This window comes from Constantimarinum furrinae (assembly GCF_014295415.1).
In the GTDB taxonomy this organism is placed as follows: domain Bacteria; phylum Bacteroidota; class Bacteroidia; order Flavobacteriales; family Flavobacteriaceae; genus Constantimarinum; species Constantimarinum furrinae.
Genome location: NZ_CP052909.1, coordinates 2,278,812 through 2,294,590, shown reverse-complemented (window position 1 = coordinate 2,294,590; position 15,779 = coordinate 2,278,812). Strand labels below are relative to the sequence as shown.

General features: G+C 39.9%; 16 protein-coding genes. 11 read left to right on the top strand and 5 right to left on the bottom strand.

Features of this window, described 5'->3' with window-relative positions; genetic code table 11:
* Nucleotides 1-15: 15 nt before the first annotated feature.
* From ALE3EI_RS10515 to ALE3EI_RS10495, 5 genes are all read left to right on the top strand, one after another.
* Nucleotides 16-1,938, top strand: coding sequence for a BatA domain-containing protein (locus tag ALE3EI_RS10515; protein WP_186988443.1), 1,923 nt, complete (start codon nt 16-18; stop codon nt 1,936-1,938).
* The gene (locus ALE3EI_RS10510; protein WP_186988441.1) at nt 1,935-3,191 is read left to right on the top strand and encodes a dihydroorotase; all 1,257 of its coding nucleotides are present in this window, start codon (nt 1,935-1,937) and stop codon (nt 3,189-3,191) included. Before ALE3EI_RS10515 ends, ALE3EI_RS10510 begins: the two co-directional genes overlap by 4 nt.
* Entirely contained in the window at nt 3,191-3,499 is a 309-nt protein-coding gene (locus tag ALE3EI_RS10505; RefSeq protein WP_186988439.1) for a hypothetical protein, read from the top strand. The genes ALE3EI_RS10510 and ALE3EI_RS10505 overlap by 1 nt, the downstream gene beginning before the upstream one ends.
* 47 nt (nt 3,500-3,546) lie before the next feature.
* Nucleotides 3,547-3,876 (top strand): hypothetical protein, encoded by a 330-nt coding sequence (locus tag ALE3EI_RS10500; protein ID WP_186988437.1) that lies wholly within the window; start codon nt 3,547-3,549, stop codon nt 3,874-3,876.
* A gap of 63 nt (nt 3,877-3,939) precedes the next feature.
* Nucleotides 3,940-4,599 (top strand): alpha/beta hydrolase, encoded by a 660-nt coding sequence (locus tag ALE3EI_RS10495; RefSeq protein WP_186988435.1) that lies wholly within the window; start codon nt 3,940-3,942, stop codon nt 4,597-4,599.
* On the opposite strand, the gene ALE3EI_RS10490 is transcribed toward ALE3EI_RS10495, so the two are convergent.
* Together ALE3EI_RS10490 and ALE3EI_RS10485 are read right to left on the bottom strand one after the other, a co-directional pair.
* The gene (locus ALE3EI_RS10490) at nt 4,596-5,093 is read right to left on the bottom strand and encodes a hypothetical protein (RefSeq protein ID WP_186988433.1); all 498 of its coding nucleotides are present in this window, start codon (nt 5,091-5,093) and stop codon (nt 4,596-4,598) included. The genes ALE3EI_RS10495 and ALE3EI_RS10490 overlap by 4 nt on opposite strands.
* A 2-nt stretch (nt 5,094-5,095) precedes the next feature.
* Nucleotides 5,096-5,872: an MBL fold metallo-hydrolase gene (locus ALE3EI_RS10485; protein WP_186988431.1), complete on the bottom strand. Its 777-nt coding sequence runs from the start codon at nt 5,870-5,872 to the stop codon at nt 5,096-5,098.
* Between the two features lie 84 nt (nt 5,873-5,956).
* Here ALE3EI_RS10485 and ALE3EI_RS10480 point away from each other — a divergent pair, with 84 nt between their 5' ends.
* On the top strand, nt 5,957-7,423 hold the full coding sequence (locus ALE3EI_RS10480) for a TonB-dependent receptor (RefSeq protein ID WP_186988429.1): 1,467 nt from the start codon (nt 5,957-5,959) through the stop codon (nt 7,421-7,423).
* Here the strand turns inward: ALE3EI_RS10480 and bcp are convergent.
* Nucleotides 7,420-7,872, bottom strand: a complete 453-nt coding sequence (gene bcp, locus ALE3EI_RS10475; protein WP_186988427.1) for a thioredoxin-dependent thiol peroxidase — start codon at nt 7,870-7,872, stop codon at nt 7,420-7,422. The genes ALE3EI_RS10480 and bcp overlap by 4 nt on opposite strands.
* 29 nt (nt 7,873-7,901) lie before the next feature.
* Here bcp and ALE3EI_RS10470 point away from each other — a divergent pair, with 29 nt between their 5' ends.
* Nucleotides 7,902-8,555, top strand: coding sequence for an endonuclease III domain-containing protein (locus ALE3EI_RS10470; protein WP_186988426.1), 654 nt, complete (start codon nt 7,902-7,904; stop codon nt 8,553-8,555).
* A gap of 41 nt (nt 8,556-8,596) precedes the next feature.
* On the opposite strand, the gene ALE3EI_RS10465 is transcribed toward ALE3EI_RS10470, so the two are convergent.
* Together ALE3EI_RS10465 and ALE3EI_RS10460 are read right to left on the bottom strand one after the other, a co-directional pair.
* A complete protein-coding gene (locus tag ALE3EI_RS10465) occupies nt 8,597-8,749 on the bottom strand; it encodes a hypothetical protein (protein WP_186988424.1) in 153 nt (50 codons plus the stop codon).
* A gap of 58 nt (nt 8,750-8,807) precedes the next feature.
* Nucleotides 8,808-9,392 (bottom strand): RNA polymerase sigma factor, encoded by a 585-nt coding sequence (locus ALE3EI_RS10460; RefSeq protein ID WP_186988422.1) that lies wholly within the window; start codon nt 9,390-9,392, stop codon nt 8,808-8,810.
* 255 nt (nt 9,393-9,647) lie between these two features.
* On the opposite strand from ALE3EI_RS10460, the gene uvrA reads away from it, so the two are divergent.
* From uvrA to ALE3EI_RS10440, 4 genes are all read left to right on the top strand, one after another.
* On the top strand, nt 9,648-12,428 hold the full coding sequence (gene uvrA, locus ALE3EI_RS10455) for an excinuclease ABC subunit UvrA (protein ID WP_186988421.1): 2,781 nt from the start codon (nt 9,648-9,650) through the stop codon (nt 12,426-12,428).
* Between the two features lie 90 nt (nt 12,429-12,518).
* Nucleotides 12,519-13,400 carry a T9SS type A sorting domain-containing protein gene (locus tag ALE3EI_RS10450; protein WP_186988419.1) on the top strand — a complete coding sequence of 294 codons (882 nt, stop codon included), beginning with the start codon at nt 12,519-12,521 and terminating at the stop codon, nt 13,398-13,400.
* Nucleotides 13,401-13,526: 126 nt separating this feature from the next.
* On the top strand, nt 13,527-14,114 hold the full coding sequence (locus ALE3EI_RS10445; protein ID WP_186988417.1) for a hypothetical protein: 588 nt from the start codon (nt 13,527-13,529) through the stop codon (nt 14,112-14,114).
* Between the two features lie 233 nt (nt 14,115-14,347).
* A complete protein-coding gene (locus ALE3EI_RS10440) occupies nt 14,348-15,766 on the top strand; it encodes a hypothetical protein (RefSeq protein ID WP_186988415.1) in 1,419 nt (472 codons plus the stop codon).
* The last annotated feature ends 13 nt before the right edge of the window (nt 15,767-15,779 follow it).

Here is a 15,779-nt window from a genome sequence, read left to right as displayed (position 1 = left end):
CAAATATTTTTTGGAATGCAGTTTAAACACCCCGAAATTCTTTACGCCCTTTTTTTACTGCTTATCCCGATTTTAATTCATCTTTTTCAGCTTAGGCGTTTTCAAAAAGTAGCGTTTACCAATGTTGCCTTTCTGAAAAAAGTCAGTATCCAGACCAGAAAAAGTTCGCAACTTAAAAAATGGCTCACATTACTGATGCGTTTGCTGGCACTTACCTGTATCATTATTGCTTTCGCACAACCCTTTACGGCTTCAGATACAGCACTTAATTCAGACAAGGAGATCGTTCTTTATCTCGATAATTCTTTCAGTATGCAGGCAAAAGGGGCTAATGGACCTTTGAAGCAGCGTGCAGTTCAGGAAATTTTTGAACAGCATCCTGGCAGTGAGAAGATAAGCTGGTTTACTAACGATTTCAGTAGAAAAAATAGCTCCATGCAATCGTTTAAAAATGAGTTGCTAGCTGTCGATTATACTTCAAAACAACTCACTGCTGAAGAAGTCCTTCTGAAAGCCAATCAGTTGTTTACAAAGAAACCCGATAGCGATAAGCGGCTTATTTATATTTCAGATTTTCAGCAGCAAGGTGCATTTCCGAAACCATTGGATAACGTGACTGTAGATGTGGTTCAATTAAAAGCAGCTACTTTACATAATGTGGCGATCGATTCCGTATATATTACCTCAAAAACTCCAGAAAACATTACCCTTGAAGTTTTGGTTTCGGCTTTAGGTGAAAGCCCTCAAAATACTCCATTATCCCTTTTCAACGACGAAACTCTTATTGCGAAAACTGGAGCCGACCTTTCAGAAAACAGTCAGAGTAAGTTGAGTTTCAGTATAACGGCGAACGATGCTTTCAACGGAAAGCTGGAGCTTTCGGATGCAGGACTTCCCTACGACAACACCCTGTATTTTAATTTAAACACTCCTAAAAAAATTAAGGTGCTCAGTATAAATCAGGCAAATTCAGGTTTTATACAGCGCCTGTTCGATCAGCCAGAATTTGAATACAGTCAGCAGTCCTTCAGCAACTTAAACTACAACGACATCCCCGAACAGAATTTTGTGATCCTAAACGAATTACAAGACATTCCGGCATCCCTAACCACGGCCTTGGCATCCTTTAGTTCCAATGGAGGAAGTATTCTCCTGATTCCTTCAGAAACGGCAAAATTAAATGATTACAATACTTTCTTAACGCAAATGCGGATGGGAAGTTTTTCAGAAAAAGCAGAGCAGGAAAAGCAAATTACTCAAATTGTATTCGATCATCCGCTGTACGACAATGTTTTTGAAAAGCAAGTCGTGAATTTTCAGTATCCAAAAGTAAACTCATACTTTCAATTGAATAGTAATGCCACTCCGGTATTAAGATTTGAAGACAGCAAACCATTTATCGTTCAGCAAGGAAATACATATGTAGGCACGGCACCATTCAACAGTGAGAATTCAAATTTTCAGAATTCTCCCTTAATCGTGCCGACATTGTATAATATGGCCCTGTTAAGCTTGTCTTTACCTCGCTTGTACTACGCCATAGGAGCACAAAATACTTTTGCTGTCCCTGTAAGTCTCAAGCAGGATGAGATCCTAACGATGAAAGATTCTACCACGCGTTTTATTCCGCTGCAACAAACCAAAGCGAATAAAGTGACCATCACTACGACCGATGAACCGGCTAAGGCAGGGATTTATAGCATAGAAAAAGAAGAAGATTATCTACAAAGTGTTAGCTATAACTACAATCGCGATGAAAGTAATTTACAGTTTGCCGATGCTTCAGACTGGGAGGGTGTTTCACTGTATTCCAACATACCCGATCTTTTTGATGCCATTACCGAGATCAATACCATAAACAGCTTTTGGAAATGGTTTGCTATTTTTGCATTATTATTTCTCATATTTGAAATGCTCATTTTAAAATACTATAAATGAATATCTTACTAAGATCTGCCGTCATTGTCGACCCAAAAAGTAAACATCATTTAAAAAAGCGTGATATCCTCATTGAGAATGGAAAGATCACCAAAATTGGGGCCTCTGTTTCAAATGAAAAGAACGTTAGGGAAATTATATTACCAAACCTGCACATTTCTCAAGGTTGGTTCGATCCCGGAGTTTCCTTTGGCGAACCCGGTTTTGAAGAACGGGAAACCATACACAACGGACTTACAACCGCTGCCTGTAGTGGTTTTACACATGTCGCAGTGAACACGAATACCAATCCGGTAGCAGACAGCAAATCGAATATCAAGTTTTTAAAATCCAAAGCCGAAAACCATGCAGTTAACCTGTATCCTTTAGGAACACTTAGTGTTGGCGGCAAAGGAATAGACATGGCAGAACTTTTTGATATGAAAAATGAAGGCGCTATAGCCTTCTACGACTATAAAAGATCTATATCCAATGCCAATCTGCTTAAAATTGCCCTGCAGTACAGTCAGGGGTTTAGCGGACTCGTTCAGTCTTTTCCCTATGAACGCTCGATCTCTGTAAACGGAATCGTAAACGAAGAGGTAAACAGCACCAAACTAGGGCTTAAAGGAATTCCGGCACTTGCTGAAGAACTTCAGATCATTCGGGATCTCTACATCCTAGAATACACGGGCGGACAGCTGCATATCCCTACGATTTCCACCAAAAAGAGTGTAGATCTTATCAAGGAGGCCAAAAAGAACAAACTTCAGGTAAGTTGTAGCGTTTCTATTAACAATTTGTTCCTTACCGACGATAAGCTGGAAACCTTCGATACCAACTATAAATTATTACCGCCACTTCGAACTTCTGTTGATACTAAAGCACTCTTAAAAGGACTTAAGGAAGGTATTATTGACGGAGTGACCAGTGATCACGATCCCATGGATGTGGAGCATAAGAAAACGGAGTTCGATCATGCTTTCTTCGGAAGCATAGGCCTGGAAAGCTGCTTTGGTGCGCTTAACAAACTAACCGGTGTAGAAATGGCTGTAGAAGGGCTAACCCGACTGAAACCGATCTTCGGAATTGAGAAGGGAGAAATTTCTGAAGGAATGAAAGCCGATCTCACCCTTTTCGATCCTGAAAAGAAATGGACCTTCACCAATGAAGATATACGATCTACTTCAAAAAATTCGGCCATGCTGGGGGAGACACTAAAAGGCAAGCCATACGGCGTGTATTCGAACAAAAAACTGGTATTGGCAAATTAATGGAAGCACCTACAGGAAAAACCAAAGCCGTTGTGGCGTATTTAACATTCGTAGGTATGCTCATAGCATACTTTATGAACAGGGATAACAAGCATGAATTTGCGACATGGCATATTAAGAATATGTTCGGTCTCGTCATTTTACTTGCTTTTGCCGTTGGCATGCAAAATTATGCGGTGGGAATCTATATTTACTTTACCACAGTTGCCTTATGGCTCTTTTCTCTGGTGATGGCAATAAGCAACCGCAAGCAGGCCATCCCTTTTCTTAGTGAAAAATTTCAGGAGTGGTTTACATTTTTAGATTAGATACCTTATCTTTAAAGAGTTAAACACTAACTAAAAAATCAACTTCCATGACAGAAACAACTTCAGACAACGGAAAAACCGTGGCTATTATCTCGTACATTACCCTAATTGGATGGATCATTGCATTGGTTATGCACAATGGCAACAAAACGGCTTTAGGAGCCTATCACATTAGACAGTCTTTAGGCATCATCATTATTGCTGTTTTACTGGCTATCTTAAATTCAGTTTTGGGGATACCCATCATTGCCTGGATCATTCAAATAGGAATACTCGTATTTTGGATTTTGGGATTAATTGCGGCCATTCAAGGTGAAATGAAGCCGGTCCCGCTTCTTGGAGCACAATTTCAGGATTGGTTTAAAGGAATCGGGTAATTTCAAAATATAGTTTTTACCTTTGTAATGCCGCTTTCTAGCGGCATTATTTATTTACTATTTATGGAAAAACAGACCCTAAGATTAGAGCACAATTATAAGGCGCCTAAAAATTCTGAAGAGCCCTCCCCTGCTATTATCATGCTTCACGGTTTCGGAAGTGATGAGAACGACCTATTTTCTTTCGCTTCGGAATTACCCGAAAATTATCATATTATCTCATTGAAAGCTCCAATCCCCATGCAGCCTTATGGCAATGCCTGGTACAATATCTATTTCGATAATAACGATGGAAAATTCAGTGATACCGAACAGGCCATTGCTTCCCGGGAACTAATTTCAGAATGTATTGATGAGATCGTAGAAAAATACAGGGTAAAGGAAGGCGGAATTACTTTGTTAGGATTTAGTCAGGGTACCATCCTGAGTTTCGCCGTAGCCTTGAATTATCCTGAAAAGGTCCAAAATGTAATTGGGTTAAGCGGTTATATAAACGAAGATCTGTTGAAGGAAGGTTTTGAAAAGAATGATTTCAGCAAGCTTAACGTCTATTCGTCACATGGGAGTGTAGATCAGGTGATTCCTGTGGCCTGGGCGCGGAAAACTGAACCCTTCCTAAAAAATTTAAGCATTTCGTGTACTTATTCTGAATTTCCGGTAGGTCACGGAGTGGCACCACAAAACTTTTACGAATTCAAACAATGGCTTCTGGATCACGCCTAGGTATTTGGATAGAGCAATGATCCCAGTGTGACGATCTCTAGTTCGTTGTTTTCATTAAAATAATATTCGAGCAGCATTTCACCCCAGTACTTCCCATCGGTGAAATCGGTTAGGATCCAACGGTGATTCAGAAATTTAATCTTGTTGATCTTCATAGGTCCTATCATGCCTTCATAGGGTACCATGGGATGGTTTCCCTCCTGCAGATTTTGATCTCGAATATACCCGGCCACCCTGTCTTCAATATCCTGCGCTTCAAAACCAAGATTTTCGAGATAGGTCATGGCGTTCTCATTTCCCTGCAATGAAAAATAGTTGAGATACGCTGTGCGCTCATTGAGAACCTTCAGCGAGTCTTGGGCTCTGGTGAGTTTTTCTGACATGGACTCAATTTGTTGTTCCTGATTTTCAAAAATGGCCTTTTCATTCATATACTGAAATATTACGAACAGTATAGCGAAAAAGAAGAGGTACATGAATATTTTATTTTTCATAATTAGATGGTGATTTTAAGGGTGTCGTATGCCAGAAAAACATTTTCGGGCAATGTGCGTTCAACTTCTTCATGGAAACCCATTAAATGGCTTATATGTGTTAAATATGCCTTTTGTGGCTTGATTTTTTCGATAAGGGTTAATGCTTCTGAAAGATTTAAATGAGATTCATGTTCTTTTTCCCGAAGTGCATTTAACACAAGTACTTCGACATTTTTTATTTTTTGGAGCTCTACTTCTTCTATGGTTTTCACATCCGTGAGGTATGCGAAACTATCAATTCTGAAACCTATTACCGGAAGCCGGTTGTGAAAGACTTCCACAGGGATCACTTTTTTTCCGCCAATACTGAAAGGCGTTTCTTTATCGATTGCGATCTCGTCCAAAGTTGGGGCTCCGGGATATTTGTTTTCAATCTCAAAAATATATCCGAAACGTTTATGCAATGACTGAAATACTCTGGGATGTGCGTAAAAAGGAATATTGCCCTGTCGGAAATAGAACGGACGAATGTCATCGATCCCGGCAGTGTGATCACTGTGCTCGTGAGTGAGGAGAATTCCATCGACCCTTTGCACATTCTCTCGCAGCATCTGTTGCCTGAAATCGGGTCCGCAATCGATAATATAATTGTAATTTTCCCATTCCAGAAGCACTGAAACACGCAATCTTTTGTCTTTAGGATCATCACTTTTACAAACCGGATGATCACTTCCAATTACCGGGACTCCTTGCGATGTTCCGGTACCTAAAAATGTTACGGTAAGAGGTGATTTCATTCGAACAAAAATAACAGTATTTTTTTTGTTTGCCTATTGTATTTGTTACCTTTGTTAGAAAGAAAAACCTAACAGGTAGTTGCTATGCCCGAACACATTTTAGGAGATAAGGAATTTGAAGACATTCCTTCGATACGAAGTAAGGCACTACGTATAAATCTCAATGAAAACATTTACGGAACCTTTGCCGAAATTGGTGCAGGTCAGGAAACCGTTCGGAATTTTTTTAGAGCTGGTGGGGCTTCAGGGACTATAGCAAAAACCATGTCGGCGTACGACAAGGATTTTAGTGATGCCATTTATGGAGTTGAAGAGGATGGCAGATATGTAACCGAATCCAGGCTTAAAAAGATGCTTTCTCATGAAATGGAGCTTATTGAAGAGCGAATCATTAGAGAAAAGCATCCTAACAAACTTTTCTTCGCTTACGCAAACACAGTTGCTACCATCGATTTTGCTAAAAAATACAAAGGTCATGGTTGGGTAGGAATTCGGTATCAGGTTGATCCCACCGAAGATTACAATGAAATCACCCTGCACGTTCGTTTTCATGAAAACGATGCCATACTCCAACAGATCACATTAGGTATCCTTGGTGTAAATCTTATTTATGGTGCCTACTACAAATACGATACTCCAAGAAAATTATTGCGTTATCTCTACGATCACATCGATAAGGACAAAATTGAGATCGATACCATTAACTTTAGCGGCCCAAAGTTCGAACAGGTAGATAATCGACTTATGAGTTTGCAGCTTATTAAGAATGGCATGACCGACGCTGTAATGTTTGGACCCGATGGTAATAACATTCTTCCTGCAAGAATTCTGTACAAAAAGAATATACTGGCGCTTAGAGGAAGTTTCAGACCGGTAACGAAGGTGAATATCGACATGTACGAAAAGTCGTATGAGATGTTTTTAAAAGAGAATAAAGTTGAAAAGGATCGGACTGAGGTCATATTTGAAATTACCCTTTCAAACCTGCGCGCCGAAGGTGAGATAGATGAAGAAGATTTTATGGACCGAGCGAAGCTCCTGTGTTCTTTGGGGCATAACGTAATGATCTCTAATTTTCAGGAATATTACAAGCTCGTGGAATACTTCTCGCGATATACCAAAATGCGTTTGGGACTTGCCATGGGTGTAAATAACCTGGTAGATATTTTCGACGAAAAATATTATCGTCACTTAAGTGGTGGTATCTTGGAAGCCTTCGGAAAACTCTTCTTCAAAGACCTCAAGGTGTACCTCTACCCTATGCGAGATCCTGAAACCGGAGAGTACACCAATAGCGAAAATCTGAAGGTTCACCCTCGGATGAAGGAATTGTATAAATTCTTCAAGTACAATGGAAAGGTTGTGGATATCACCGACTTTAATCCGGATATTCTCAATATTTTTTCAAGAGAGGTACTTACACAGATCGAAACCGGCGAAGAGGGGTGGGAAGAGTTGCTTCCACCGGGAGTGTCGGAGATCATCAAGGAAAAATGTCTTTTCAGCTGTAGAGTCGAACAGGCCAAACAGCAGGCAAAACTCAATAATTAATCCAGAATCTGAGCAGCGTGTTGCTTGCTCTTAACCTTGTCGATCACCCGTTCAACAATTCCGTTTTCGTTAATCAGGAATGTGATCCTGTGAATCCCGTCGTAATTTCTGCCCATAAATTTCTTAGGTCCCCACACGCCAAAGGCATGGATTACCTCTTTATCAACATCGGCCAGTAAAGGATAAGGGAAATTGAATTTGTTCTGAAAATTCTTTTGTCTTCGCTCGGTGTCGGCACTCACTCCCAGGATCTCATAACCCGCATCCTGTAATTCCTTATAATGATCCCGTAGATTACAAGCCTCAACGGTACACGTGGGCGTATTTGCCTTAGGATAAAAGAAAACCACTAATTTTTTCCCTTTATAGTCACTTAAAGACACTGAATTCCCGTCTTGATCGGTGGTTGTGAAATTTGGTACCTTATCCCCTTCTTTTAATGTTTTCATTGCTGTATTTTTGTTCAAAAGTAAAGAAAATGACCAAGCAGGAAAAGGTAAATTTTGTAATTGACACATTAAAAGAGTTATATCCGCAGGTACCTATTCCGCTAGACCACAAAGACCCCTACACCCTGCTTATTGCCGTGCTGCTCTCTGCGCAAAGTACCGACGTGAGAGTGAATCAGATTACACCATTACTATTCGAGGTAGCCGACAATCCATACGACATGGTTAAACTTTCGGTAGATGAAATTAGAGCGATCATTAAGCCTGTTGGTTTATCTCCTATGAAATCTAAAGGTATCCACGGTCTTTCCAGGATCTTGATAGAAAAACACGATGGAAAGGTTCCGCAGAGTTTTGAAGCTTTGGAAGAACTACCGGCAGTTGGTCATAAAACGGCCAGTGTGGTGATGAGTCAGGCATTTAACATTCCGGCATTTCCGGTTGATACGCATATTCATCGCCTCATGTATCGTTGGGGGTTTTCTAACGGAAAGAATGTGGTGCAAACAGAAAAGGATGCCAAACGACTTTTCCCTAAGGACCTCTGGAACGAATTACACCTTCAAATCATCTGGTATGGACGACAATACTCGCCTGCCAGGGGCTGGAATCTAGATAAAGACATTATTACCAAAACTATTGGAAGAAAATCGGTACTTTCAGAATATAAAAAGAAGAAATAAAAAAAAAACCCGAAATTCTCATTTCAGGGTTTTTCCAAAGTTTAGTTTAGAAGTGCTTCAAACTTCATTTTATTATAATCTATAACACTTAAAGCCTTCGAATAATCCAGAAGAAACTTTATGGTTTCCTCTTTTGGAGCTAGGTTTTTATTCACGCGCTCCGGTCGTGAAGTTTCAGAGTACATTTTTTGCATAGAACGTAATTTTGAGGTTAATGTCCTCTAATAACGTAGCAAAAAAGGGTTTATTGCATCAATTTGTTAAAATAATATTATGCTTCTCAATTACCTTGCGTAAATTAATAAGTGCATAACGCATTCTACCCAATGCAGTATTAATACTCACCCCGGTTTGTTCGCTAATTTCCTTAAAGCTCATATCCTTGTAAATCCGCATTATAAGGACTTGCTTCTGATCTTCAGGTAACTCCTGTATGAGCCTTCTTACATCGCTTTCCACCTGCCCTTTAATCATCTGCTTTTCAATATTTAAAGCACCGTCACTCAATACAGAAAAGATATTGAAATCATCATTATTCTCAAATTTAGGCATTCTGTTATTCTTTCTGAAATGATCAATTACCAGATTATGCGCAATTCGCATCACCCACGGAAGAAATTTACCTTCTTCGTTATATGCGCCTTTCTTTAAGGTTTTGATTACTTTGATAAAAGTATCCTGAAAAATATCTTCAGCGATATCCCTATCGAATACTTTAGAATAAATAAAACTGTAGATTCTTTGCTTATGACGGGTTATAAGGTCGCAGAGAGCAGATTCATTGCCATTCATATACGCGCTAACGAGGAGCGCATCAGTCGTTGTGCTTTGCTTCATATCAATACTTTTTTAAAAATAAACAACTATGCTTTTTGGTTGTTTAGTTGTTATGTTTTTATTTCTAAAAGTAATAATATGCTATAGGCAATAATTTTTATAAATGACGTTAAGTGGGGTAAATATAACAACAATCATTCTACAATTGCAAAAAAATTGTAATATTTTCCTAAAAAAAATATAATTTTCATTCCCGTGCAATCACCAAATCTATATACTATCTTTGCGAAATTCCTATAAAAAGAGACGATCACTTTGACTGTAAAAACCGCCAAGAGAAATAAGAATATTGAAATAAAAGGGGCCAAACTTCACAACCTCAAAAATATTTCAGTTTCTATTCCACGCAACAAACTGGTAGTGGTCACAGGTCTTTCGGGCAGCGGAAAGTCGAGTCTTGCTTTCGATACACTTTATGCCGAAGGACAACGACGCTATGTAGAGTCACTCTCTTCCTATGCCCGGCAATTTCTCGGCAGACTCAATAAGCCGAAAGTAGATTCCATTAAAGGAATTGCACCGGCTATCGCGATCGAACAAAAAGTGAATTCTACGAATCCGCGATCTACTGTAGGTACTTCTACAGAGATCTACGATTATTTAAAGCTGCTGTATACACGTATTGGCAAGACGTACTCCCCTGTTTCAGGAGAAATTGTAAAAAAAGATACGGTCACCGATGTCCTTACCTATATAAAGACCTTCCCAGAAGGTGAAAAATTACTCCTTTTGGCTCCTATTCATCTGGAAGAAGGTCGCAGTAAGGAGAATAAGCTAAAAGCACTGGCACAACAAGGTTACGCACGCGTTAAAGTAAATGAGCAAATTGTACGGATCGATGAATTGAAACCTTCGGAAATTACGTCCAATATGCAATTAGTGGTGGATAGAGTCATTACCAAGGATGACGAGGATTTCTATAACCGCCTGGCAGATGCTTCCGAAATTGCCTTTTTTGAAGGAAAAGGGGAATTGTTTGTCGAACAACTGTCCAACAATGCGATTAAAGAATTCAACAATCGTTTTGAAGCCGACGGAATTCTTTTTGTTGAACCGAATGTTCATTTATTCAGCTTTAACAATCCCTACGGAGCCTGTCCTACCTGTGAAGGTTATGGCGATGTCATTGGTATCGATGAAGATCTGGTAATTCCCAATACAGCACTCTCGGTCTATGAAAATGCTGTGTTTCCCTGGAGAGGAGACAGTATGAGTTGGTATAGGGATCAATTGGTAAACAATGCATATAAATTCGATTTTCCTATCCATAAGCCTTGGTTCGAACTAACTGAAGAACAAAAACAACTGGTTTGGAACGGCAATAAATATTTTGAAGGACTTAATGACTTCTTTTCTTTTCTCGAATCCAAAAGCTATAAGATTCAGAATAGGGTAATGTTGTCCCGATACCGTGGAAAGACCAAATGTCACACTTGCAAAGGAAAACGGTTACGACCCGAAGCGGGCTATGTAAAGATTGGTGGAACAGCGATTCAGGAACTGGTCGAACTTCCCTTAAACAAGGTAGCCGATTTTTTCAAGTCTCTTACCTTAAACGAATACGAGCAAAAAATAGCCAAACGGCTATTGCTCGAAATTAATAACCGTCTGTCGTTCTTAATGGACGTCGGCCTGAGCTACTTAACACTCAACCGGAAATCCAACACTTTATCCGGAGGCGAGTCCCAACGAATTAATTTAGCCACTTCGTTGGGAAGTAGTTTGGTTGGTTCTATGTATATCCTGGATGAACCCAGTATTGGGTTGCATCCCAAGGACACAGAACGGCTTATTGTGGTCTTAAAATCTCTAAGGGATCTCGGAAACACAGTGATCGTTGTGGAACACGATGAGGATATAATGAAAGCGGCCGATGAGATCATCGATATAGGTCCTGAAGCCGGAACTTTTGGCGGAGAGGTTGTCGCAACAGGAAGTTTTACTGAAATACTGAAATCGGATAGCCTTACTGCCAAATATCTCAACGGAACTATGGAGATCGAAGTGCCGAAACAGCGCCGTACGTGGAAAAGGTCGATAAAAGTAAAGGGAGCCCGGCAAAATAATTTAAAGAATATCGATGTAGAATTTCCCGTGGGTGTATTTACTTCGGTCACCGGGGTTTCCGGAAGCGGGAAAAGCACACTGGTTCGCAAAATTCTCTATCCGGCTCTTTTAAGACATATAGGTGGTTATGGCGAAAAACCCGGGCAGTTTACTGCGTTAGAGGGAGAATTCAGCAGTATAAAAAATATCGAATTCATCGATCAGAATCCCATTGGACGATCCAGCAGATCGAATCCGGTGACGTATATCAAGGCTTACGACGATATCCGTAATTTATACGCCTCTCAAAAGTTATCGGACATTAGAGGCTATAAAGCAAAGCATTTCAGTTTTAATGTGGACGGCGGACGTTGCGAAACCTGCAAGGGAGAAGGAGAAGTCACCATAGAAATGCAGTTTATGGCCGATGTGCATCTTGAATGTGAAACCTGTGATGGAAAACGATTTAAGAAGGAGGTTTTGGAGGTTCAGTTTGAAAATAAGAACATTCACGATGTATTAAGTATGACCGTAGATGATGCCATCGCCTTTTTTTCCGATCACAATGAGAAAAAGATCGTAACAAAACTGCAGCCGCTTCAGGATGTTGGTCTGGGATATGTTCAGTTGGGGCAAAGTTCTTCTACCCTCTCGGGTGGTGAGGCACAACGTATTAAACTGGCGTCATTTCTGGTAAAAGGAACTTCGAGCGACAAGACCTTGTTTATTTTCGATGAACCCACTACGGGTCTCCATTTCCATGATATTAAAAAACTACTGGCTTCTTTTTATGCCTTGCTGGACAAAGGACATACGGTGATCGTGGTGGAGCACAATCTGGATCTAATAAAATGTTCAGATCATATAATTGATCTGGGTCTTGATGGTGGTGAGAATGGCGGACAAATAGTCGCACAGGGTACTCCTGAAGCGGTTATTAAAAATAAGGAGTCCTATACCGCACAATACCTCAACGAAAAATTAGCGTAATTTCGCATTCAATTATTGTATATTTAGTAGACAGTCTCGGTCTATGGCGATTAATTTTGACCGATGCTTACTCATCATAAATTGTTTGGTATGAAAAAACTACTCCTTCTCTGCTGTGTATTTATTCTGAACGTTTCCGTTGCACAGCCTTATCTTCCTATTTTGAACGAAGGTCAACAATGGAGTCTTGGTTCGGATACTGGATGGGGTTTTGCGAGCACTTATTATCACGTGGAAGGAGAAGAAATAATTAATGGCACGGTCTATAAGTTCATCATTCAAACCTATTCGGGAACGGCAACTAGCTGTAGATGGCGGGAGGAGGATGGAGTTCTTATTGAGTTGGATACCAATACCAATACTGAACATGTCCTTCTTGACTTTCATTTAGAGATTGGAGACTCTTTTATTTTTCCGGAAGAAAATGAATCTTGTTTTTATGCAGGTAGCGGAGGATGGTACGATAGGTTGGTTGTAGATAATATTACAACAGAATTTATAGCCGGTGAAGATCGTAAAGTCATGTATATGCAAGGCTACGACCTTCAGTCGTTCTCTGGTTATGAAGAGCAATGGATCGAGGGCATTGGCTCTACGGCCGGTATATCTCCGGCAGGAAACTACCTTGATTGGATATATAGAGCCTTGGTTTGTTTTGAAAATGACGGAGAAACTACCTTTTTTAATGGATATAGTCAATGCATTTATGATCTTGGGATCGAGGAGAATTTATTTCCTTCCATTGTTATTTCTCCCAATCCGGTTTCAGATGTTTCAAGCATTAACTTCCCTTCCGAAGCTAATATAGACAGGATTCAAATTCTTGATATTTCGGGAAAGATCTTACAGGAATGTAAGGTAGACTCAGAGTACTACTTTATCAATGCCCTGCAATTTCGATCCGGCTTATATTTCTACAGGGTGTATTCAGAAAACACTATGCTTAAAACGGATAAATTCATTATACGTTAATACTTTACTACTCCATCTTTCTCATAATAAGGATGTTACAATTTTGGCATGGCTATTGGATTATACTGTCCAAATAGCGTAAGTCGCATCGCTTATTATGTCGGCATCACCCTAAATTCAAGTATTATGAAAAAAGGAATTTTATTAGTAGCTGTATTCCTCTTTGGAATGACTACACAGACTTTTTCTCAACGCCGCCAGAATACAGATCGAGACCCGGGGAAACAGTATCGCTATTACAATGCTCAGGAAATACGATTTGTAGAGAATGGCGTACTTTATGCCGTGAGAACCGATGGAACTTTTCAGTTTCGTGATCTTCAACAAATGTATGTAAATACGTATAACAGAAGAACGCATAACACCATCTACTACCCTTCAGCACCCGGACAGGTAGTGTATACCTCGAACAGAAGAAGCTACGAGCCTAGGCTTATCGTTAACCAGTATGGACAAGTAGTGCGAGTAGGTGAATCATTGATTACCTATAATCGATTCGGGCAGGTTCGATCCATAGGTCGTATTCCTTTAAAATATCATAAAGGGCTGCTTAAGGAGGTAGGTGATCTAAAAATAAAATACAATCACTACGGCGAGATAAAAGACCTTCGTGGTTCAGTAAACCGATATAATGAAAAATATTGGCACGAAGATTGGTATAAGAATAATAACGATTATTGGATAGACAATGATCGTAAACGAAAAAGAAAATAATATAGTTTTTTGGTTGGTTAGTTTTTAGATCCGTCGAATCCGTAAGAAGATTCGGCGGATTTTTATTTTTAATGGCGCTTCGTATATCTTATGGCGTTTTGCTATACGCTAATGGTCCGCTTTGGAACATCCTTATAAATCAGGGATTTACATTTTTGGCACGGTCGTTGTAATTATTGAATCGTACCAGCTGACCAAAAAAATAAAGCAAGTACAATCCTAAATTAATTATTATGAAAAAAGTAGCAGCATTAGTAATCGCGATCTTCACGATCGGCTTTACCGCAAAGGCTGCTTCGGTAGGCTCCGAAGTAGTTCCTCCTTCCAAATACGATGGAAGCGCCTATATTTTTATTGAAGATACCGTAGAGTTTTCGGTCTTCCCCGATGGTCAGTTCGATTTTGTGTATGTAGGGCCAAATCAGGGTGGAAACGTTAATGTAAACGTGAATACTCCAAACGTGAGTGTTTCATTTAATTCCGGGTACGATTATGAAGCTTATGTACAGTATGATGATTATGGTGCTGTGATCCAGGTTGAAGATGTACCTATTTATTACGATGAGTACGGACGTATCGTACAGGCCGGAAATACAGAAATACGCTATAACGATCGTCGTATCGTGCGTGTGGGTGGTCTGCATGTATATTATAACAACTACGGATATTTTTCACATTGTACAGGATATATAAACTACTGGACCCCAAGATATATTTATCGTCCATGGCATGTATATTATGTAAGACCTTATTATACAAGCTGTATTGTATATGATTATCCGTATAGAAGATATTATACCCCACATCGTTACAGCTATCATTTACACAGAAAATATTACAGTAACAGACATCATGTGACGTATAACAACGGACGTAGAAACTTCTACAACCCTGGAAGCCGCAGACATTATAAGGACGGAAGAACCACTATAAACCGTGATTATAATCCGAACAGAAGAAATACTGCTGTGGCTCGAAATACCGATAGCAGAGCCAAGAATTTTGCGCGAAACAGTTCAGATTCTAACAGAGGTTCGAATTTTAAACGTAACGACTCACGTGCTAATACAAAAGGTACCGTAAGCAGAAATTCAGGAAAACGAGATGTAATTAACAACAGATCCGATAACAATAAACGTGGTGCTGTAGAGAAAGGTACGAACAGAACGGTCTCCAAAGGGAACACCCGTTATGGTAATTCAGATAGAAACAAGCGATCTACCGGGAATACCCGTGGAATTGCTAACAAGCAGGATCGAACGAATAAAGTTTCGCCTCAAAGAGGAGCAACAAAGCGCAGTAGTACTGTAAACAGATCCACCAATACCCGTTCTAAAACCATGCGAGCCGGTGGAAGGTCTGTAAATAAAAATACTACGCAGCGATCGGGGAACAGAAATGTGAAGCGTGCCGCTACGACAAGATCCGGTAATTCTAAGGCCACCAGAAGCTCGAATACCAGATCTGGCAACACCAAAGCAAGTAGAACGACAAGTTCCAGGTCAGGAGGATCGAAAGCGACCCGTAGCTCGAATTCGCGCTCAGACGCATCGAAAGCCGGCAGGGGTTCTGTAAACAGATCTAAGTCTTCCGGTAATAGAAAAGGAAGTACCTCTAGAAGTTCTTCTCAACGAAGAGGAAGAGGATTGTAAAAATTTTTTGGTT